Genomic DNA, 19237 nt, shown 5'->3' with positions numbered 1-19237 from the left:
CACGGCGGTCAGCCGAGGAGGACGGCTCAGCGGAAGTCGTCGGCGTGGTCGGCGGCCCACTGCGCGAACGTGTGCGCGGGCCTGCCGGTGATCCTGTCGACGATGACCGAGACCGGGGCCGGAACGCCGTCGGCGGCGGCCCACATGCGCAGTAGCGCCTCGGCCACGTTCGACGGCGCCTTCTCGGCGAATTCCTCCCGCGCCTGCTCGACAGAGACCGTCTCCACCCGGATCGGGCGCCCGAGGGCCTCACCGATGTGCTCCACCTGGCGCCGCAGCGTCAGCGACTCGGATCCGTGGACGGTGTAGGCCTGGTGGGAGTGGCCGGGCTCGGTCAGAGCGGTCACGGCGAGCGCGGCCATGTCCTTCTCATGGACGGGTGCGTTCTGCGCTTCCGGGTACGGAAGGCGCACGACGCCCTCCCCGCGGATCGATTCCCCCCACCACCAACGGGCGTTGGTGGCGAACATGCCCGGCCTGATGAACGTCCAGTCCAGCCCCGACCGCTCGATGGCCAGCTCGACCGTCCGGTGCATCCGGGCTATCGGGTTCTGTTCGGAGGTGGCCATCACGACCGACACCGACGACAGCAGGACCACCTGCCGGACGCCGGCGGACTGCGCCGCCGCCACGAATGCCTCGATCTGCTCCGGTTTGGCGTACAGGAACACCTTGTCGGCACCGGCCAGCACCGCGGGCAGGGTCTCGGGGCGCTCCAAGTCGGCCTGGACGACCTCCAGCGTGGACGGAAAGCCGCCCGCTTCCGGGTTTCTGCTGGTGCCCCTGACCTTCTCGCCGACGGCCAGCAGGCCGGCAGCGACATTGCGGCCGACGTTTCCACGTGCGCCGAAGACAACGGTAACCAATGATCCGACCTCCGCGTGGTTGATGGTGCGGGTGGAGCATGCATCGACCGTTCAGGTCTGCGAGCGGACCGGAAGGGCACGTTCCGCGACCTCGGGGTCCGCTCGTCGGCCCCCCGCCCGGCGACCGAGGCTCGCACGGGTCACCGAAAAAAACAAACTGCGTACGTCGTACCTTCTTTTGCTATCCTGCATCCGTGGGGCTTACACGTGGACCGTCGAACACGCCTTGTTCCACGTGCAGTTGATGCTGCCTTGAGCAGGCCGAGTGGGTCGCCCGCGAGGGCATGCACAGAGGGGAATTCAGGTGAACAAGACGTATCCGCCGCCCAGCGCGGCGATCGACCCCGACCCGAGCAGGTCCTGGTTATGGCGAGCGTGGCCGCTGGTCCGGGCACACCGGTGGATGTTCAGCGCGGCCCTGGTGATGTCCGGGGCCAGCATGCTGGTGGTCGTACAGGTGCCGAGGCTGATCCAGGACGCGGTGGACAACTCGATCGTGTCGGACAGGGTGCCGCTGTCGCACTACATGTGGTGGCTGGTCGGGATGTCGGTGATCATGCTGGTCGTCGGCTACCTGTCCAAGCAACTGCTCTTCCGCGCCGCGGCCAGGATCGAGTACGACCTGCGCAACATCGTGTACGAGCACCTGACCGCCATGTCGTTCCCGTTCTACGACCGGATGCAGAGCGGGCAGCTCATCTCCCGTGCCAACTCCGACATCCGCGCGGTGCAGATGTATCTGGCGTTCGCGCCGTACCTGCTGGTGCAGTCCGGTATCTCGCTGGTGTCGTTCGCGTACATGCTGGCGATCGACGTGCCGCTGGCCATCCTGGCCATGCTGCCGATGCCGCTGATGTTCGTGGCGAGCCGGCGCATGCAACGGTCCCTGTTCCCGGTGTCCTGGCTGATCCAGGCCCGGCTGGCCGATGTCGCGACCGTGGTGGACGAGAACGTCAACGGCGTGCGCGTGGTCAAGTCGTTCGCGGCCGAGCGGAGCCAGCTCGCCTCGCTGCAGAAGGCCGCGACGAGCGTCGCCTGGGCGAACGTGAAGGACGCCGATCTGCGCGCGCGGTGGACGCCCCTGGTGCAGAACCTGCCCCGCGTCGGCATGGCGATCGTGCTGCTGTACGGCGGATACCTGGTCATTCACGGCGAGCTGGGCGTCGGCGCGATCCTGGCCTTCAACGCCTATCTCCTGATGCTCCAGGTTCCGTTCCAGGTGATCGGCAACCTGATCATGCTGGGGCAGCGGTCGTCGGCCGCGGCCAAGCGGCTGTACGAGGTGCTGGACGAGAAGCCGGAGATCGCGGACGCCCCCGACGCGCGGGAGATCACCGGGCCGCGCGGTGACGTCCGGTTCGACGATGTCACCTTCGGCTACGGCGACGGCCTCGACGTGCTGAAGGGGTTCTCGCTGCAGCTCCGCCCCGGCGAGACCGTGGCGCTGGTCGGCCGGACCGGCACCGGAAAGTCCACCGCGGCCAGACTGCTGCCGCGTTTCTACGACGTGCGCGCCGGCTCCGTCAGCGTGGACGGGCACGATGTGCGGGACCTGACCCTGCGCAGCCTGCGGGACACCGTCGGCGTCGTACTGGACGAGCCGTTCCTGTTCTCGGCGTCGGTCCGCGACAACATCGCCTACGGGCGGCCGGACGCGGACTTCACCGACATCGAGCGGGTGGCCCGGCTGGCCGGGGCCCACGAGTTCATCACCGAACTGTCCGAGGGCTACGACACCGTCATCGGCGAACGCGGCTACACGCTGTCCGGCGGGCAGCGGCAGCGCATCGCGATCGCCCGGACGCTGCTGCTGAATCCGCCGGTGCTGGTGCTCGACGACGCCACCAGCGCCATCGACGTCCAGGTGGAGCAGGAGATCCACGCCGGGCTGCGGTCCCTGTTCGCCGGCCGGACGACGCTGATCGTCGCGCACCGGCTGTCCACGATCAGCCTGGCCGACCGCGTGGTGCTGCTGGACGGCGGCCGGATCGTCGCGGACGGCACGCACAAGGAGCTGCTCGCGAGCACGCCGCTGTACGCGGAAGTGCTGGCGCAGGCGGACGAGACCATCGAGGAACTGGGGAGTGTGGGCCGATGACGTCTCCCACGGGAGGTGGCGCCGCGTTCAACGGAGGCGGCAGGGCCACCGCGCCAGGTCTGCCCTTCGCCGGAGTGCCGCCGGAGATGCAGGCGAGCGTCGACACGTTGCTGAAGACCGAGCCGGAACATCCCGAGCCCGAGGTCGTGTTCGAGCACGGCCGGCCCGATCCCGACGGCGCCGAGCTGAGTCTGCGGCGGCTGATCCGCCCGTACTGGCCGATCGCGCTGCTGGGCGGCGTGTTCGTGGCCCTGGAGGCGCTGACGCTCCAGGCCGGTCCGAAGCTGACCCAGATCGGCATCGACGACGGCATCACGGCGAAGGACTCCGGCACGCTGGTGCTGGTCGCGATCGCGTACCTGGTCAGTCTGGTGGTCACCGGTGCCGCGCAGGCCGCGCGGGTCAAGGTGACCGGGCGGATCGCCGCGTGGGTGATGAACGACCTGCGGGTACGGGTCTTCACCCAGTTGCAGCGGCTCTCGCTGAACTTCTACACCGGCGAGAAGTCCGGCGTGATCATGACCCGGATGACCAGCGACATCGAGAACCTCCAGGCGTTGCTGCAGGACGGTCTGGCACAGCTCGCCGTCCAGGGCCTGACCATGGTCGTTGTCACGGTGGTGCTGTTCACCTTCGACGTGCGGCTGGCGCTGATCACCGTCGTACTGGTCGTGCCCGTCCTGACCGCGCTGTCCGTGTGGTTCCACCGGGCGTCCGGCAAGGGCTACGTGCGGGTGCGGGACACCATCGCCGCCGTCATCGCCGATCTCTCCGAGAGCCTGCAGGGAGTGCGCATCGTAACGGCGCACAACCGGCAGCAGCACAACATCGAGCAACACCGACAGGTCACGGGCACGTACTACGACGCCAATGTCCGCACCGGACGGATCAACTCGATCTACACGCCGAGCACCCAGGTCATCGGTGTCGTTGGGCAGCTCGCTCTGCTGGCCATCGGCGCCGGCATGGTCGCCGACGGGGAGCTGACCATCGGCGAGCTGGTGACGTTCCTGCTCTCCCTGGGCGCCTTCTTCCAGCCCATCCAGCAACTGGTGCAGCTCTACAACACGTACCAGCAGGGGCAGTCGTCGATCGTGAAGCTCAGGGAGCTCCTGAGCACGCGGGCGGAGGTCGAGGAGGCTCCCGGAGCCGTCGACCTGCCGAAGGTCGAGGGCGAGATCGTCTTCGAAGACGTCACGTTCGGCTATGTTCCCGACCGGCCGGTGATCTCCGAGGTGTCGCTGGACATCCGGGCCGGTGAGACCGTGGCGTTCGTCGGCCCCACCGGTGCCGGCAAGTCCACCCTCGCGAAACTGGTCACCCGGTTCTACGACCCGACGTCCGGCCGGATCCTCATCGACGGGCGCGACCTCCGGGACGTGCGGATAGAGTCCCTCCGGCGGCAGATCGGCGTCGTTCCGCAGGAACCCTTCCTGTTCGCCGGGCCGCTCCGGGACAACATCCGTTTCGCCGTCCCGGACGCCTCCGACGGCCGGGTGCGGGAGGCGCTGCGGGTGGTCGGCCTGGTCGACGTGGTCGAGCGGCTGCCCGACGGCCTCGACACCGTCGTCCAGGAGCGGGGCCAGTCGCTGTCCTCCGGCGAACGGCAACTCGTCGCCCTGGCACGGGCCTTCCTGGCCCAGCCCCGGGTGCTGGTCCTGGACGAGGCCACGTCCAACCTGGACCTCCAGTCCGAGACCAAGATCGAGCAGGCCCTGGACGTGCTGCTGGAGGGCCGAACCGCGATCCTGATCGCACACCGGCTCTCCACCGCGATGAAGGCCGACCGCATCGTCGTCGTCGACGAGGGCCGCATCGTCGAGGTCGGTGCGCACGACCAGCTCCTCGCCGCCGACGGCAAGTACACCCAGATGTACGCCGTCTGGACCAATCAGGCCGCCGAGGCCCACTGAGAGGAACCTCGCGCGTCCCGCTCCCGGCCGCGGAGCGGGACGCGAGCGTCCGGGCTACGGGCACGAAGACATGTGAAGTGACCCATCAGGTCCCGACACTTCCGTTTCATGCCGCGAGGTCCAGTCGTTGACGCTGGCGGAGCCTGGGGCGCGCCCGGCGAGTGGGGTCGCGTTCGTCGGGCGTGCGGGCGAGGATCGCCCTCGTTCTTCCGCCCGTCACGGATTCGTTCTTCATTTGAGGCCGCTGAGCATGACGCCGCGGATGTAGTGCTTCTGCAGCAGCAGGAAGAGGATCAGGACCGGCAGGATGCTCAGGGCGAGGCCCGCCATGACGATGGGCATCGTGCGGGTCGGGTCGACGTAGTCCTGGAGGAGCTGGATGCCGACGGGCAGGGTCATCACGTCCGGGTTGGCGGTCGACACGAGCAGCGCCCAGATGTACTCGTTCCAGGCGTCGACGAAGGTCAGCAGCCCGAGCGTCACCAGGACCGGCTTGGTCTGCGGCACCACGATCCGCCACCACACGGCGAACTCGCCGGCCCCGTCGATGCGCGCGGCCTCGAGGACCTCGTCCGGGATCGACACCATGAACTGGCGTGTCAGGAAGATCCCGAAGCCGTTGACGAGGAACGGCACGACGAGCGCCGCGATGCTGACGGTCAGGCCCGCGCCGCCGCGCCCGAACAGGTCGTTGCCGCCCGCCAGCGGCCAGTGCACCAGGATCAGGAAGTGCGGGATGAAGAAGAGGAACGGGGGGAACATCATCGTCGACAGCACCAGGCGGAAGATGAAGTTCCGGCCGGGGAAGCGGAGTTTGGCGAGCGCGTAGCCGGCGAGTGACGACGTGAGCAGCACCGATCCGGTGATCAGGGCGGTGGCGATGACGCTGTTGCGGAAGAGCACCGGCAGATCGAGCTGGGCGACCGCCGCCCGGTAGTTGGACAGGTCGAACGCCTCGGGCAGGAACCGGTACGGCAGCGTGCCGGACTCGCCGGGCCCCTTGAAGGACGTCATCACCATGTCGAGGAACGGCACCACCGTGAGCACGGCGCCGGTCACGACCACCAGGTACGAGAACCACGGGAAACGGCGGCGGTTCATGCGTCCTCCCCCTTGCGCCGGAAGATCCACAACTGCACCAGGGTGACCACGAGGACCACCACGAACAGCACGAAGGCGGCGGCGCTCGCCGTGCCCCAGTCGCCGTACGAGAAGGCCTGCCGGTACATCTCCAGCGCGGCCACATTGGTCGCGTCACCCGGCCCGCCCTTGGTCATCACGATGATCAGCGCGAACGACTGCAGGCCGGTGAGGAACTGGGTGATGCACACGAACAGCAGGGACGGCCGCAGCAGCGGCAGTGTGATCTTCCAGAAGACGGTGCCGGGCCCGGCGCCGTCGAGCGCGGCGGCCTCGTAGTACGACTCGGGGATGGACTTCAGCCCGGCGGTCAGGATGAGGATCGCCGAGCCGACCGACGCCCAGGCCTGTACGACCACGACCGAGGGCAGCGCGGTGTCCGGGTCCTGGAGGAACGCCACCGAGCCGAGACCGAGGGCGTTGAGGACGCCGTTGACGAGGCCGCCCGGCTCGTACATGTACTTCCATACGTTGCCGACGGCGACGACGGTCGTGACGATCGGCAGGAAGTACAGGGTGCGCCACAGTCCCTGGAACCGCAGGTTGTCGATGCAGGTGGCCACGAGCACGGAGCCGGCGAGCGCGAGGGCCACGGTGCCCAGGGCGAACAGCAGCGTATTGGTGAGGATCGGCGTCAGGAACGTCGATCCGTCCGCGAAGAGGCCGGTGAAGTTGTCCAGGCCGACCGGATCGATGTCGCCGAGGTCGAACCCGGCCCAGCGGGACGTCGACAGCAGCAGCGCGAAGCCGAGCGGCAGGATCAGGAAGACCGCGAAGAACAGCAACGCCGGGGCCAGGAAGAGATAGGCGACGACGGCCTGGTGGCGCCGGCGCCGGGTCTGGGCGCGGCCGTTGACGGCGGGCCCGGCGGACCGCGGGCCGTGCGCCCGCTCAGTCGTCTCCGGGGTCAACGTGTTCACCATGAGCGCGACACCTCCTGATCGACCTGACGGCGGATGGTGCGCAGCGCCTCGTCGACCGACTGCTGACCGGTCCACAACGCCTCGATGTTCTTGCGCAGCAGCGACTTGGCCTGCTGCGCGCCCGGCACGTTCGGCTCCGGCACCGCGTACGCCAGCGCGTCCAGGAACGGGCGCAGGTTCGGATCGCCGCCTTCGCTCAGGAGCGTCCGCATGTCGTCGGCGCGGCCGGTCAGGGAGCCGACCGACACCTGTAGGGAGCTCATCCGGGTCGCTGTCGCGCCCTTCTCGGCGCTCTTCGCGCTCACCTTCTCGGTGTTCAGCCAGCGCAGGAACTCCCAGGCCTCGCGCGGGTGGTCACTGGCCGTGTTGACTCCCAGCATGAAGCCGGTGGAGAGCGTGGCGCGCTTGTCGTCCGCCTCGGGGACGGGCACGGGCGCGACGCCGACATCGCGGTAGTCCTTGCCCATCTGGGCCTTCAGGCTCGCGGTCCACCAGCCGGCGCTGACCACCATGGCCACCTGCCCGGACTGGAACGCCTTGTAGACGTTGACGCCGGGGGCGCTCGCGCCTTTGACGACGAGGCGGTGCTCCAGATCGAGCACGGCCCGGCCGGCCGGTGAGTCGATGGCGGTGCTCCTGCCGTCCGCGGAGACGAACCTTCCGCCGGCGGCGTTGAGCAGTGCGAGGGTCTGGCCGACGGTGGTGGAGTCGTCGTAGGTCGAAAGCCCGAACCCCTGGACCAGTGTGTTGCCGTACCGGTCCCGCGCGGCGGTGCGGTAGGCCGTCTCCTCCAGCTCCCGCCAGGTGCGCGGAGGGCCGGAGATGCCGGCCTCGCGCAGCAGCCGCTTGTTGTAGTAGAGGGCGTACGTCTGCACCTCGGTGGGGTAGCCGTACACCTCGCCTCCCACCGACGAGGCGCCGACCGCGGCCGTGCCGTAGCCGCGCGTGATCTCCTCGGCGTGCTCGGACGGAGCGGGCCGCAGGACGCCGGCCCGGACGAGCTGGCCGTTCCACAGGCAGTACGGGTGGATGATGTCGGCGCCCTGGCCCGCGGCCTGCCGGACCATGAACGTGGTCAGCAGGTCCGTGAACTCGACGGCCTTCGTCCGCACCTTGACCCGGTCGTGCGTGGCGTTCCACTCGTCGACCGGGCCCCGCAGGGCCTTCTTGAGCTCCCCGCTCGCGTAGTGGGAGAGCAGGGTGAGGACGATCGGGTCCCCGGGCCGCCCGGTGCCCTGGTGCGGCGCGGCGCATCCAAAAGCTCCGGAGGCGAGCAGCGCCGAGGGGAGCGCCAGCGCGAAGTGACGGCGGCTCAGGCCGCCGGTGCGGTGTGACGGCGTCATCCGGCGGCCTCCCGGCGCAGCACGCGGAACACCCGGGTCGTGGTGAAACCGCTCCTGCGGTACAGGTGGCCCGCCGGGGACTGTTCGCCGGTCCACAGGAACCACGCGGAGTGCGCGCGGCGCGCCCGCATCCGCTCCAGGACCAGGTGGAGCAGGACCTTGCCGAGTCCGGTGCCGCGCATCTCCTCCAGCACGCCGAACGGCCCGAACCGCTCGTCCACGGCATCGAACGTGCCGTGCATCGCCCAGCCGACCAGGCGACCCGTTGGGTCCCGGGCGACGACGATCCGGTCGAGCGGTGTGCCCGCGGCCAGACACTGCCGGATCGTGCACGCCCAGTCCGGGCCGAAGTGGTTCCCGGCGAGCGCGATCAGGTCCACCAGGTCGTCGTCGCACGGGGTGGCGAACCGGTAGCCCCGCGCTGTCAGTTCGTCCGAGCGGCGCGCGACGTCCTCCGGGACGCGATAGCCGACCAGGCCGCGGTGCATGGCCGCCGCCTCGTACAGAGTGCGAAAGCCCAGGGACTCAAGGAGCCCGGCGGCTTCCGGGTACGCCTCGGCGTCCAGGCCGGGGAGGACGTAGTTCGGGGTGTATGAGGAGAAGTCCACCCGGGTGCGGCCGTGGCGGTGCAGCCAGTCGAGGGCGTCGGTCAGCAGCCGGCGGCCGAGGCCGTGCCCGCGGGCGGCCGGGTCGACGAAGAAGAACGGGATCCAGCCCTGCTCCGGCTCCAGGTCGGTGCCGGTCATCGGCGTCAGACGGCGCACCGCGTAGGCCGCGCCGACGACACGGTCGCCGTCGACGGCGACCCGAAGCCCCTCCGGATCGAAATTGGCGTCGAGCAGCACCAGGGAGCGGAAGCGGTCCGGGGTGATGGAGTCGGCAGGCGCACTCCGGCGCCATACCTCCACCAACTGCGGGCCGTCGCCCGCGCGAAAGCCGCGAATCCCGGCCCGGGATGTCGTCGTGCGATCGGTCATCGACGGGGTTGTCCTTCCAAACGCAGGTCATGGACGGTGTCGAACGTGGCCCGCGGCGCTGCCTCGGCCTGGTGCGGGGTGCGCCGCGTCACGGCGATCAGGACGCGGTCCACGATGGCGAGTTGGGCGATGCGGACGGAAATCGCGCCCTGGCGCAGTCCCGTTTCGCGTACCACCGTGCCGAGGGCGGCGTCCGCGGCGTCGGCGTCGGCGACGGGGCAGGGCGCGGCGTCGGTGAGGGCAGCGGTTATCGCGCGGCGGGGGCGGTGGGCCGGGCCGAGGGCCCTGACGGTCTCGGGCGTGGTTCCCGAGTGGGACACCCCGACGCAGACGTCGTACACGTCGCTGTCGCTGTCGCCGACCAGCCTGGGCGCGGCCGGGCGCAGGTCGGGGAGGGCGCCGGTGCGGTCGGTCACCAGTCCGAGCCGGTCGGGCCCGGCAAGTCCGGGCGACGCGTGCGGTCGTGCGATCCCGGGTGTCACCGCGACGCGGTCGTCCGTGCTCATCCTTTGCCCCCCGTCTGCCGACGACATCTCGAAGCGGCTGTCGGAAATTTAGTTGAATGTCCTGGAATTACGCAATGATTCACCCATAGTTCGTGCCGAGGGCGGCCGAGGAAAGCGCACCGGCCAAGCCCCGGCCGGCCATCTCGCACACCGCGTACCGGCTCATGTGCTCGAGGTTCGGTGTCACAGCCCCGACGTAGGATCGGACGCATTTCCCGAACCCGGAGCAGGAGCCTGAACCGCAGTGGCAGAGAAGCGAGTTGTGATCGTGACCGGTGGAGGTACGGGCATTGGGGAAGCCACCGCCCGGCTGCTGCGTGAGGGTGGGCACCACGTGGTCATCTCCGGGCGGCGGGCCGAACCGCTGCGGCGGCTCGAACGGGAGACCGGGGCACTGGCCTGTCCGTCCGACGTGGGTGATCCCGATGCTGCCGACGGTCTCGTCCGCACGGCCCTGGCCGCCTATGGGCGACTCGACGGGCTCGTGCTCAACGCGGGCATCGGGCGCGGCGGAGCTGTCGGGGACGTGTCGTTGGAGGACTGGCACGACGTGATGCGCACCAACGTCACCGGTCCGCTGCTGCTCCTGCGCGCGGCGATCCCACACTTGCTGGACACGAAAGGGGCGGTGGTCGCGGTTGCCTCGGTGTCCGCGCTGCGCAACGGCGCGAGCAACGTCCCGTACGCCACGTCCAAGGCAGCCCTGCTGCAACTCTGCCGTTCCGTCGCCGTCGACTACGGGCGGCAGGGAGTGCGTGCCAACATCGTGTGTCCCAGCTGGGTGCGCAGCGAGATGGCCGACCGGCGCATGGCGCGCTTCGCCGAGGAAGCGGACCTGAAGGACGGCAGTGTGGAGTCCGCCTACGAGGAGGCGACCAGGTTCCTGCCCCTGGGCCGGCCGGGCGAACCGCGTGAAATCGCGGAGGCGATCAGCTGGCTGCTCTCCCCGGCGGCCTCGTACGTCAATGGCTCAGTGCTCACCCTTGACGGTGGGGCGACGGCCCTTGATCCGGGGACCCTCGCGTTCGACTTCCATGTCGCACCACGCGGCGACGCGGAACTCTGACCTTCCCGGGAGGAGGACCGTCGCGTCGTCGGGGCGGGGCTCTCCCTGGGGCGCCGATGCTCTGCGTCGCCTTGCGGATGCGTCGGGCGCATACTGAAAAAAAGCCTACGAGATCGGAGGGCGCCATGATCGTCCTGGGCGTCATTCTTCTGGTCATCGGCCTGCTGACGGGCATATCGATCCTGTGGACCATCGGTGTCGTGCTCGTCGTGATCGGCCTCATTCTCTGGATTCTGGGCGCCGTCGGGCATGCGGTGGGCGGCAGGCGTCACTACTGGTAGAGGCACCCTTCTCCGGCTCCCGGCGCACGCGGCCGTCGGCGCGTCCAGCACTGTCTGTTCGGTCTGGGTCTGTTCGGTCTGGCCGTGCACGGTGCCGCCTGGCTGCCAGGTAGCGCGCCGCCTCGTGCGTATCACCTGTCACGTCACGTGGCACCGGTGCGTCCTCGACCCTGCCGGGCGTGGGCTGCGGGCGCCGCGCCCGCAGCCCTGGAGCGGCCCGCACGCACCCGTCGGCAGCGTGCGTCCCCGGCACGTGCGCCCGACTGGCTCGCCCAAGGTGCGCGGCGCCCGATAGCGATCAGACTTGAATTCATGGCAGAAGAGCGTCGGCCGCGCGCCGGGAAATCCTCGACGAATGCCGCTCGCCGCACGCCGTCCGTGCGTGGAGCGGAAGGCGCCGCCCGTGCTGCCAGCCGGAGCCTGGAGGGGCTGATCGGCCATCCCACGGAGGGCGTCTCGGCGGTGAGGCGTGCCGACGACGGCTGGTGCGTCGTCGTGGACGTCCTTGAGCTGGCCCGGATTCCGGACACAACGAGCCTTCTCGCCTCGTACGAGGTGCAGCTCGATCAGGACGGCGAACTCATGGAGTACCGCAGGGTCCGCCGCTATCGGCGGGGGTCCGCCGACGAGTGATCCAGGTTTGCCCGACAACCGGAAGGACGCCCCATGCCCCCGACCACCTACTCCGACGAGGTAGTGGCGTGTCCGCCGCGCGCCGGCACGTTGTACGACGTGCTGGAACTCATCCTCGATCGGGGCATGGTGATCGATGTGTTCGTCCGGGTCTCCCTGGTCGGCATCGAGATCCTCAAGATAGACGCGCGCATCGTCGTGGCGAGTGTGGACACCTACCTGCGCTTCGCGGAAGCGTGCAACCGGCTCGACCTGGAGCGTGACTCCGGGAGCACCACCGTTCCGGAGCTGATCGGGGGAGGTGCCGTCAAGTCCATGGGCAAGCGCAAGGTCCGCAAGGCCGCGGAGTCCGTGGGTGACACCGTGCGCAAGGCGGTCGGGGGCGGCCGTGACGAGGACGAAGAGCCCGACGAGGACGAGGAAGAGCAGCAGGAGGAACGGCCGAGGAAGCGGCGCGCTCCTGCCCGCAGCGGCGCGAGCCGACGACGACCCGTGGAGGCATGAGTCGTGACAGCCGAAGGTGTGTACGTCTACGCGATCGTCCGGGCGGGAAGACCGCTGCCTACGGGCGCCGGAGGCGTGGGCAGCCCGGCTGCCCCGCTGCGGACGATCCGGCAGGGGCGCCTCGCCGCCGTCGTCAGTGAGGCTCCCCCGAAACTGCGCGCCAGACGGCGCGATCTGCTGGCTCACCAGGAACTGTTGCTGCGCCTTTCGGCCGAGGGCCCGGTACTGCCCATGCGGTTCGGGATGGTCGCACCGGACGAGGAGACGGTGCGCGGCCGGCTGGCAGCCGACGAGGCGGACCACGTCGCGGCACTGGAGCGGCTCTCCGACGGGGTCGAGATCAACGTCAAGGCGCTCCCGGCACAGAACGCACTGGCCGACCTCGTCGCCGAGGACAAGAAGGTCCGGCGGCTGCGGGACGAAGCGCGTCGACGTCCCGGTTACGAAGCCAGCCTCCGACTGGGCGAAGCCGTGACGACAGCACTGCAGAGCAGGGCCGCCGAAGCCGGGCGGCGAATTCTCCGCGAGCTCACCCCCCTGGCCCGTGCGGTGGCCCCGGGGCCGGACGTCCAGGGATGCGTGCTCAACGTGTCGTTCCTCGTCAGCCGCGGCGACAGCGACGACTTCCACAGGGTGGCGGAACGATTCGCCGACCGGCACCGCACACACGTCGAGCTGCGCCTCGCGGGCCCGCTGCCCTGTTACAGCTTCGTCTCCGCTGAAGCCCCTCACGCTCGTACGGCCGGAGTCTGACATGGGACTGCTCACCGGCCTGCTCACGTTCCCCGTCGCACCGGTCCGCGGGGTGATCTGGGTGGCGGAGAAGCTCAACGAGGCAGCCGAGCGCGAGCTGCACGACCCGGGGGTGCTCCGCGCCCAGCTGGCGGTGCTGAACCAGGAGCTCGAAGACGGAGACATCAGCCTGGAGGAGTTCGAACGGGAAGAGGAACGGCTGCTCGACCGGCTGCACGCCGCACAGGTCGGCTCCGCGCGGAACGATCGAAGGTGACGACTCATGGATGACACGGCCAAGGTGACGCTCGCTGCCGCTGTCGTGGGCGGCTATGTGCTGGGACGGACGAAGAAGGGCCGGATGGCTCTGTCCATCGCGACCTATCTGGCGGGCCGACGATTCGGCCTCGAACCTCGTCAGCTCGCCACGGAAGGGATGCGCAGGCTGGGCGAGATGCCGCAGTTCGCGCAGTTGCAGGAGCAGTTGAGGGGGGAGGTTCTCGACGCGGGTCGTAAGGCGGTGACCGCCGCCGCCGACCGGGGCATGAGCTCGCTGGCCGATGCCCTCAGCGACCGTACGGCCCGGCTCGGCAAGAAGGGGGAGGAGGAAGAGGGCGAGGAGGAAGAGGGCGAGGAGGAGTACGCGCCGGACGAGGAAGGCGCGGAGGGCGAGGAGGAAGAAGAGGAGGAAGAGGAGGAGCCGGAAGAGGAAGAGCCGGAAGAGGAAGAGGAAGAGCCGGAGGCCGCGTACGAGGAGGAAGAGGAAGAGGAAGAGGAGGAGGAACAGCCGGAAGGCGAATACGAGGAGGAGGAAGAGGAGGAGGAAGAGGAGGAAGAGCCCGAGGGCGAGGAAGAAGAGGAAGAGGAAGAGGAAGAGGAAGAGGAAGAAGAGGAGCCGGAGCCGGAGGAGACGCGGCCCAGGCGACCCCGCAGCGCTCGGCAATCGGCTCGGTCCCGCAAGGCACGGGGACCAGAGGCACGCGAGAAGGCCGCTCCCGCGGGTGAAGAGAAGCCTCGGACGGCCAAGAAGGCCGCGGCGCGAAAGGCTGCACCGGCAAAGAAGACGCCGGCGAAGAAGGCGGCGGCCAAGAAGACGGCTCCCGCCAAGAAGTCCGCGCCTGGTAAGACGGCCGCGAAGAAGGCGGCGGCGAAGAAGTCCGCTCCCGCCAAGAAGTCCGCGCCTGGTAAGACGGCCGCGAAGAAGGCGGCGGCGAAGAAGTCCGCTCCCGCCAAGAAGTCCGCGCCTGGTAAGACGGCCGCGAAGAAGGCGGCGGCGAAGAAGACGGCTCCCGCCAAGAAGTCCGCGGCGAAGAAGTCCGCGGCGAAGAAAACCGCTCCGGCCAAGAAGTCCGCGGCCAGGAAGACGACGTCGTCGAAGCGAGCAGCGTCCAAGCGCGCCGATCGTCGGAGGTAGTCAGCCATGACCAAGACGGAGAGAGACCAGCCCGCAGAGGAAGCGTCAGGCGCGGACCGGCTGCGCGAAGAGCTGTCCAACTTCCTCGGCGCACAGGTGGAGAAACTCGCCGAAAAGGCGGGCGACAAACTGAGTGACGTCACGGGGCAGCTCACCGATGTGGCCGAGGGTGGTGGTGGGTTGCCCGCCATCGGCTCCCGCATCCTCCAGGGCGACTCCCCGCTGAAGGCATTCGTCAGCGAGAAGGCCAAGGGCCTCAAGGACAACGTTCTGGGCAAGGCCAAGGAAGCCCTGGGCGGAGGAAAAGGGAAACGCAAGGCCAGCGGCGGCAAGGTCATGAACATCATCGAGGTTCTCGATGTGGGAGTGCCTCTGCGCGCCGCCTACGACCACTGGACGCAGTACGACAAGTTCAGCAGCTTCGCCAAGGGCGTTCGTGACGTCTCGAAGACCGATGAGGTCGGGAGTAACTGGAAGGTCAAGGTCGGCCCTTCCTCACGCAGTTACAAAGCGACGGTCCAGGAACAGATCCCCGACGACCGCATCGTCTGGACCTCAGAGGGAGCCAAGGGCACCACCCGTGGTGCGGTCAGCTTCCATGAGCTGGCCCCCACCCTGACCCGGATCGTCCTGGTCGTGGAGTACTACCCGTCCGGGTTCTTCGAGAAGACGGGCAACCTGTGGCGGGCCCAAGGGCGCCGCCTGCGACTGGACTTCAAGCATTTCCAGCGGTACGTCTCCCTCACTCAGGAAGAGCCCGAAGGCTGGCGCGGTGAGATCCGTGACGGTGAAGTCGTCGTGTCCCACGAGGACGCCGTGGAAGAAGAAGAGGCCGCTGAGCAGGAGGAATCCGAGGGCGAGGAGCCCGAGGAGGAGGGCGAGGGCGAGGCCGAGGGCGAGGCCGAGGACGATGCCGACTACGAATACGAGGACGAGGACGAGGACGAGGGCGAAGGCGCCGCGGAGGAGGCGGACGAGTACGAGGACGAAGACGAGGAGGGGGCGGAGGACGAGGAAGGCGCATACGAGGACGAGGACGAAGACGCGGTGGAGGACGAGGAGGGTGAGGAGGACGAGGAGGACGAGGACGTAGCCCCGTCGAGGAAGCAGAGACGGCAGAGGCGAGGCCGTGGCTGACGTCGATTTCCGGCAGGGGGCCTACCCGGTCTCCGGCCCGGGGACCACCAACCTTGCCGACATCCTCGAACGCGTTCTCGACAAGGGGATCGTGATCGCGGGTGATATCAAGATCGACCTCCTCGACATCGAGCTGCTCACCATCCGGCTCCGTCTGTTCGTGGCGTCCGTGGACACCGCGAAGAAGGCCGGCATCGACTGGTGGGAAACCGATCCGGCGCTCAGTTCCCGCGCGGCCCGTAGCGCGTTACAGGACGAGAACCGTGAACTGCGGGAGCGTCTGAAGGCGCTCGAATCCCGGACGGACGACGAATCGGCCCCAGCGGCGGCCAAGGAGGACCGAGGCACATGACGGAGCGCGGCCCTGAGCCTTCGGACGCCAAGGCCACCTACGTGTTCGCTGTCTGCCGGAACCCGGATCCGGCCGTCGTCGCCGGCCTGCCGGGTGTCACCGACGAGGCGGCTGTGGGCACACTGCCGCTCGGGACCCTGACGGCGATCGTCCAGCCCGTCCGAGCGGGTGACTTCACCGACGAAGCCTGGCAGGCACGCCTGTCCGACCAGCGGGAACTGGAGCGATACGCGCGCGCCCACCACGAAGTCGTCGCCGCGGCCGCCGCCTGCTGCCCCACGGTTCCCCTGCCGATGGCCACGCTCTACCACGGTGAGGAAAGGGCGCGGGAGGCCCTGGCCCGTGAGGCGGACCGGTTCCACGCGGCGCTCGGGCGCATCGCGCACCACGCCGAGTGGGGCGTGAAGGTGTACGCGCCGGCCTGCCCGCCAAACGACACGGACCGGACTCCGAACCGCCGTACGACTCCGGCTGACCGCTCGCGCCCCGCGCCCGGCGCCGGCCTCGCCTACCTGGACCGCAAGCGGGGCCTGCAAGAGCGCCGTGAGCGGCGTCAGGACGAGGCGCTACGGACCGCGGAAGCGGTGGACGCCGAGGTCCGTGGCCTCGCCACCGCGTCCCGCAGGCTGCGACCGCACGGGCCCCAGGCCGCCGGGGACCGGCGGGTCCAGATCCTCAACGCCACCTACCTGGTGGCAGAACACCGCGCCGACGAGTTCGCTCTCCTGGCGCGGACGCTCCGGAAACGGACCGGGGCGGACATCGAGCTGTCGGGGCCGTGGGTGCCCTATTCATTCGTCGGGGAGGTGTAGGCCGTGACACGCGACGTGGTGCCCTGGGACAGCCCCGAGCCCCTGAGCGGCCCCATCGGGGTGCCGCTCGTCGACCTCTTGGACCGCGTCCTGGCGACCGGCGTGGTGATCAGCGGTGACCTGGTCATCGCCATTGCCGACGTGCCACTCGTGCGGTTGTCGCTGCACGCCCTGCTGTCGTCCGTCAGCGAACGCGTTCCGGCGCCCTGGGCGGACGGAGGCCCGCTGTGACCGGTTCCCGGCTCGACCTGGACTCCGACCAGATGGGACGCGACCTCGTCGCCCTCGTCCTGACGGTGGTCGAACTCCTCAGACAGTTGATGGAGCGCCAGGCGATTCGCCGTATCGACCAGGGCGATCTCAGCGATGAGCAGGTCGACGAGATCGGGACCACACTCATGCTGCTCGACCAGCGGATGACGGAACTCTGCGAGCAGCACGGGGTGCGTCCGGAGGACCTCAACCTCGACCTCGGACCGCTCGGAACCCTCCTGCCGAAACGCTGAAGGTGCGGGTGCGCCCCGTGCCTGCCGCTCGGTTCAGCAATGACGTCGTGCCCTGCGCTCAGTAGCGTTGTGCCCTCGCGATCTCGGCGGTCAGCCGAGGCTCGGGAGGCTTCCGGCTGATGGCGAGGGGCTGTGCCCGCTCACCCGGCTTGAGTTTCTCCGCGCCGACGAAGCGGGTCTCGACGACCTTTCCGTCGGGATCGCGGAAGTCGACCTGGACGGCGTACGAGGCGGTCTTGTCCGTCCTGTTGGTGATGTTCACGACGAGGGCGAGCACGCCACCCGTCTCGGAGCGCGGCTTGCCGGTGAGCGCGACGTCGGACATCGCGTTGCCCTGGCCCTTGGCGTTCTTGAGCCGCTGCTCGGCGGCCGCGTTGGCCCGCGCCACGTCGGCCGAGACCGAGGCTTCGAAGGCCGAAGCGGCGGCCGAGGCGGACGAGGCCGCTGCCGAGGCCGCCGCCCGGGCGGATTCCTTGACGGACGCGCCGAGCGAGGAGAGGGCGGACGGCGGGGTGCCGGAGAACGACGCGGTGTCGGGGGCGGTGGGGGTCGGGCTGAACGACGCGTTGTTGCTGCCGCTGCCGCCGCCGTCCGTACCGCACGACACGAGCGATGCGGTGCCCATCGCCGCTGCCACGACGAGTCCGGCAAGGGTGACCGTGGCCGAACGGCATCGGACCGGTCTCTTCCTTCGGGGCAGACCAACGCTCATGGCATAGCTCCCTTTCCCTGTCTGTGGCGCGCCTCGGCCGGCCCGTCGTGCGCGCGGTGACCGAGGAGCGCCACCGCGATGGGGCAGACGTCATCCACCATCCGTCAGCGGCCCCACCGCCGCATCCGGAAGACGCCCACCGGCGGGGGCGGCGGCCAGGTCAGCGGTACCGACCAGGTAAGCGGTACCGAAGGGCCGGTCAGGGGGTGGTTCCAGCCGTGGTCGCGCGGCGGCCCCGGCCGCTGCCGCTGACCGAGGTCGTCCGCCGGTTCGCTGAGCGGCGGCATCTGTGAGATCCAGGAGATGCGGGACTTCTGCGGCGAGCAAGGCGGCGGCGCGGAGGTCGAGCGCGGAGGTCGAGGTCGCCCTGGCCGCCGGGGTACTGGCCTGAACGTCCAAGGAGAAGCCATGACCACCATTGCCATCGTCGGAGCGGGTCCCGGTCTCGGTGCTGCGGTCGCGCGGCGGTTCGGCCGTGAGGGCTTCGACGTCGCGCTCGTCTCGCGCGACCGGGGCCGGGTCGACGCCCTGGCCGCGGAGCTGGCCGAGGAGGGGGTGACGGCGCGGGGCTTCGCCGCCGACGTGCGCGACCCGAAGGCCTTGACCGCCGCCCTGGACGCGGCGACCGCGACCCTCGGCCCGATCGAGGTCCTGCAGTACAGTCCGGTCCCGCAGCGGGAGTTCATGCGGCCGGTGCTGGAGACCACGCCCGCCGATCTCGTCGGCCCGATCGAGTTCTCCCTCTACGGGCCCGTCGCCGCCGTGCAGCAGGCGGTGCCCGGGATGCGCGCCCTCGGCCGCGGCACCGTCCTCTTCGTCAACGGCGGCACGGCGGTCGTCCCCCATCCCGACCGGGCCGGCACCTCGGTCGCCTTCGCCGCGGAGAGCGCGTACGGCCACTTGCTGCACGACACGCTCGCGGGCGACGGCATCCACGTCGCGCAGCTGATCATCCCCGGCGCGATCATTCCGGGGCACCGGCGGAAGGACCCGGCCGTGCTGGCGGACATCCTGTGGGGCCTGCACCAGGACCGCCACGGGTACCGCCACTTCGCCGACGACCTCGACGCCGCCTGACGGACCCCGCGTCTCCGGAGGGTCACGGGGCGCGGTCAGCCATGTCCGCCACCTTGCGGCGCGTAGGGGCGCGGAGCGCCGCCCCGGACACGGAGGCCCGTCGCAGGCGCCGTCGTCGGTGCCGCCGGATTCGGTGTCCGGGGTGAGGCGGAGATCCCGGATCCGCCGTCCGTCGTAACGCGGGCGGTCGATGGCCCCGGCGGGACGTACGCCAGGGGTGGGGAACAGGCCGCCGGGCGGCCGAA

At 69.7% G+C, this 19237-nt stretch carries 23 protein-coding genes; 15 read left to right on the top strand and 8 right to left on the bottom strand.

The features are described from left to right. Window positions 1–26: 26 nt before the first annotated feature. Window positions 27–866, bottom strand: a complete 840-nt coding sequence (locus SAVERM_RS12360) for an NAD(P)H-binding protein (RefSeq protein WP_037652877.1) — start codon at window positions 864–866, stop codon at window positions 27–29. 304 nt (window positions 867–1170) lie between these two features. Here SAVERM_RS12360 and SAVERM_RS12355 point away from each other — a divergent pair, with 304 nt between their 5' ends. Both SAVERM_RS12355 and SAVERM_RS12350 read left to right on the top strand, forming a co-directional pair. Continuing rightward, window positions 1171–2964: an ABC transporter ATP-binding protein gene (locus SAVERM_RS12355; RefSeq protein ID WP_010983803.1), complete on the top strand. Its 1794-nt coding sequence runs from the start codon at window positions 1171–1173 to the stop codon at window positions 2962–2964. Continuing rightward, entirely contained in the window at window positions 2961–4877 is a 1917-nt protein-coding gene (locus tag SAVERM_RS12350; protein WP_010983802.1) for an ABC transporter ATP-binding protein, read from the top strand. The genes SAVERM_RS12355 and SAVERM_RS12350 overlap by 4 nt, the downstream gene beginning before the upstream one ends. Before the next feature lie 231 nt (window positions 4878–5108). On the opposite strand, the gene SAVERM_RS12345 is transcribed toward SAVERM_RS12350, so the two are convergent. From SAVERM_RS12345 to SAVERM_RS44685, 5 genes are read right to left on the bottom strand one after another with little or no spacing between them, the layout of a single operon-like run. Continuing rightward, on the bottom strand, window positions 5109–5978 hold the full coding sequence (locus SAVERM_RS12345) for a carbohydrate ABC transporter permease (RefSeq protein WP_037652880.1): 870 nt from the start codon (window positions 5976–5978) through the stop codon (window positions 5109–5111). After that, entirely contained in the window at window positions 5975–6940 is a 966-nt protein-coding gene (locus SAVERM_RS12340) for a carbohydrate ABC transporter permease (protein WP_037652881.1), read from the bottom strand. The genes SAVERM_RS12345 and SAVERM_RS12340 overlap by 4 nt, the downstream gene beginning before the upstream one ends. Further along, entirely contained in the window at window positions 6934–8283 is a 1350-nt protein-coding gene (locus SAVERM_RS12335; RefSeq protein ID WP_010983799.1) for an ABC transporter substrate-binding protein, read from the bottom strand. Before SAVERM_RS12335 ends, SAVERM_RS12340 begins: the two co-directional genes overlap by 7 nt. After that, the gene (locus SAVERM_RS12330) at window positions 8280–9260 is read right to left on the bottom strand and encodes a GNAT family N-acetyltransferase (protein ID WP_010983798.1); all 981 of its coding nucleotides are present in this window, start codon (window positions 9258–9260) and stop codon (window positions 8280–8282) included. Before SAVERM_RS12330 ends, SAVERM_RS12335 begins: the two co-directional genes overlap by 4 nt. Further along, the gene (locus SAVERM_RS44685) at window positions 9257–9766 is read right to left on the bottom strand and encodes a MurR/RpiR family transcriptional regulator (protein ID WP_048894411.1); all 510 of its coding nucleotides are present in this window, start codon (window positions 9764–9766) and stop codon (window positions 9257–9259) included. The genes SAVERM_RS12330 and SAVERM_RS44685 overlap by 4 nt, the downstream gene beginning before the upstream one ends. A 244-nt stretch (window positions 9767–10010) precedes the next feature. Between SAVERM_RS44685 and SAVERM_RS12320 the strand changes: the two genes are divergently transcribed. The 12 genes from SAVERM_RS12320 (at window position 10011) to SAVERM_RS12270 (ending at window position 17203) form a co-directional block, all read left to right on the top strand. Continuing rightward, window positions 10011–10832, top strand: coding sequence for an SDR family NAD(P)-dependent oxidoreductase (locus SAVERM_RS12320; protein ID WP_010983796.1), 822 nt, complete (start codon window positions 10011–10013; stop codon window positions 10830–10832). Window positions 10833–10957: 125 nt separating this feature from the next. Next, window positions 10958–11113: a DUF6131 family protein gene (locus SAVERM_RS42920; protein WP_137865257.1), complete on the top strand. Its 156-nt coding sequence runs from the start codon at window positions 10958–10960 to the stop codon at window positions 11111–11113. Between the two features lie 312 nt (window positions 11114–11425). Continuing rightward, a complete protein-coding gene (locus SAVERM_RS12315; RefSeq protein ID WP_010983794.1) occupies window positions 11426–11746 on the top strand; it encodes a gas vesicle protein GvpO in 321 nt (106 codons plus the stop codon). Between the two features lie 33 nt (window positions 11747–11779). After that, the gene (locus SAVERM_RS12310; RefSeq protein ID WP_010983793.1) at window positions 11780–12250 is read left to right on the top strand and encodes a gas vesicle structural protein GvpA; all 471 of its coding nucleotides are present in this window, start codon (window positions 11780–11782) and stop codon (window positions 12248–12250) included. 3 nt (window positions 12251–12253) lie between these two features. Beyond that, a complete protein-coding gene (locus tag SAVERM_RS12305; protein WP_010983792.1) occupies window positions 12254–13003 on the top strand; it encodes a GvpL/GvpF family gas vesicle protein in 750 nt (249 codons plus the stop codon). A 1-nt stretch (window position 13004) separates the two neighbouring features. Next, entirely contained in the window at window positions 13005–13259 is a 255-nt protein-coding gene (locus SAVERM_RS12300) for a gas vesicle protein GvpG (protein ID WP_010983791.1), read from the top strand. Between the two features lie 6 nt (window positions 13260–13265). Next, window positions 13266–14396, top strand: a complete 1131-nt coding sequence (locus SAVERM_RS12295; RefSeq protein WP_010983790.1) for a histone H1-like repetitive region-containing protein — start codon at window positions 13266–13268, stop codon at window positions 14394–14396. Between the two features lie 6 nt (window positions 14397–14402). Further along, window positions 14403–15533 (top strand): SRPBCC family protein, encoded by a 1131-nt coding sequence (locus SAVERM_RS12290; RefSeq protein ID WP_010983789.1) that lies wholly within the window; start codon window positions 14403–14405, stop codon window positions 15531–15533. Continuing rightward, entirely contained in the window at window positions 15526–15885 is a 360-nt protein-coding gene (locus SAVERM_RS12285) for a gas vesicle protein (protein ID WP_010983788.1), read from the top strand. Before SAVERM_RS12290 ends, SAVERM_RS12285 begins: the two co-directional genes overlap by 8 nt. Next, window positions 15882–16697, top strand: a complete 816-nt coding sequence (locus SAVERM_RS12280) for a GvpL/GvpF family gas vesicle protein (RefSeq protein ID WP_010983787.1) — start codon at window positions 15882–15884, stop codon at window positions 16695–16697. The genes SAVERM_RS12285 and SAVERM_RS12280 overlap by 4 nt, the downstream gene beginning before the upstream one ends. Before the next feature lie 3 nt (window positions 16698–16700). Beyond that, window positions 16701–16928, top strand: a complete 228-nt coding sequence (locus SAVERM_RS12275) for a gas vesicle protein (RefSeq protein ID WP_010983786.1) — start codon at window positions 16701–16703, stop codon at window positions 16926–16928. Beyond that, a complete protein-coding gene (locus SAVERM_RS12270; protein WP_010983785.1) occupies window positions 16925–17203 on the top strand; it encodes a gas vesicle protein K in 279 nt (92 codons plus the stop codon). Before SAVERM_RS12275 ends, SAVERM_RS12270 begins: the two co-directional genes overlap by 4 nt. A 58-nt stretch (window positions 17204–17261) precedes the next feature. On the opposite strand, the gene SAVERM_RS12265 is transcribed toward SAVERM_RS12270, so the two are convergent. Both SAVERM_RS12265 and SAVERM_RS12260 read right to left on the bottom strand, forming a co-directional pair. Continuing rightward, window positions 17262–17915, bottom strand: coding sequence for a hypothetical protein (locus tag SAVERM_RS12265; RefSeq protein ID WP_010983784.1), 654 nt, complete (start codon window positions 17913–17915; stop codon window positions 17262–17264). A gap of 104 nt (window positions 17916–18019) precedes the next feature. Continuing rightward, entirely contained in the window at window positions 18020–18202 is a 183-nt protein-coding gene (locus SAVERM_RS12260; protein WP_037652210.1) for a hypothetical protein, read from the bottom strand. A 121-nt stretch (window positions 18203–18323) separates the two neighbouring features. On the opposite strand from SAVERM_RS12260, the gene SAVERM_RS12255 reads away from it, so the two are divergent. Further along, window positions 18324–18992, top strand: a complete 669-nt coding sequence (locus SAVERM_RS12255) for an SDR family NAD(P)-dependent oxidoreductase (RefSeq protein ID WP_010983783.1) — start codon at window positions 18324–18326, stop codon at window positions 18990–18992. Window positions 18993–19237: the final 245 nt, after the last annotated feature.

The sequence above is a fragment of the Streptomyces avermitilis MA-4680 = NBRC 14893 genome (assembly GCF_000009765.2).
Taxonomy (GTDB): Bacteria; Actinomycetota; Actinomycetes; order Streptomycetales; family Streptomycetaceae; genus Streptomyces; species Streptomyces avermitilis.
Note: the sequence above shows the minus strand (reverse complement) of the source record. Positions and strands in the feature narration are given on the sequence as shown.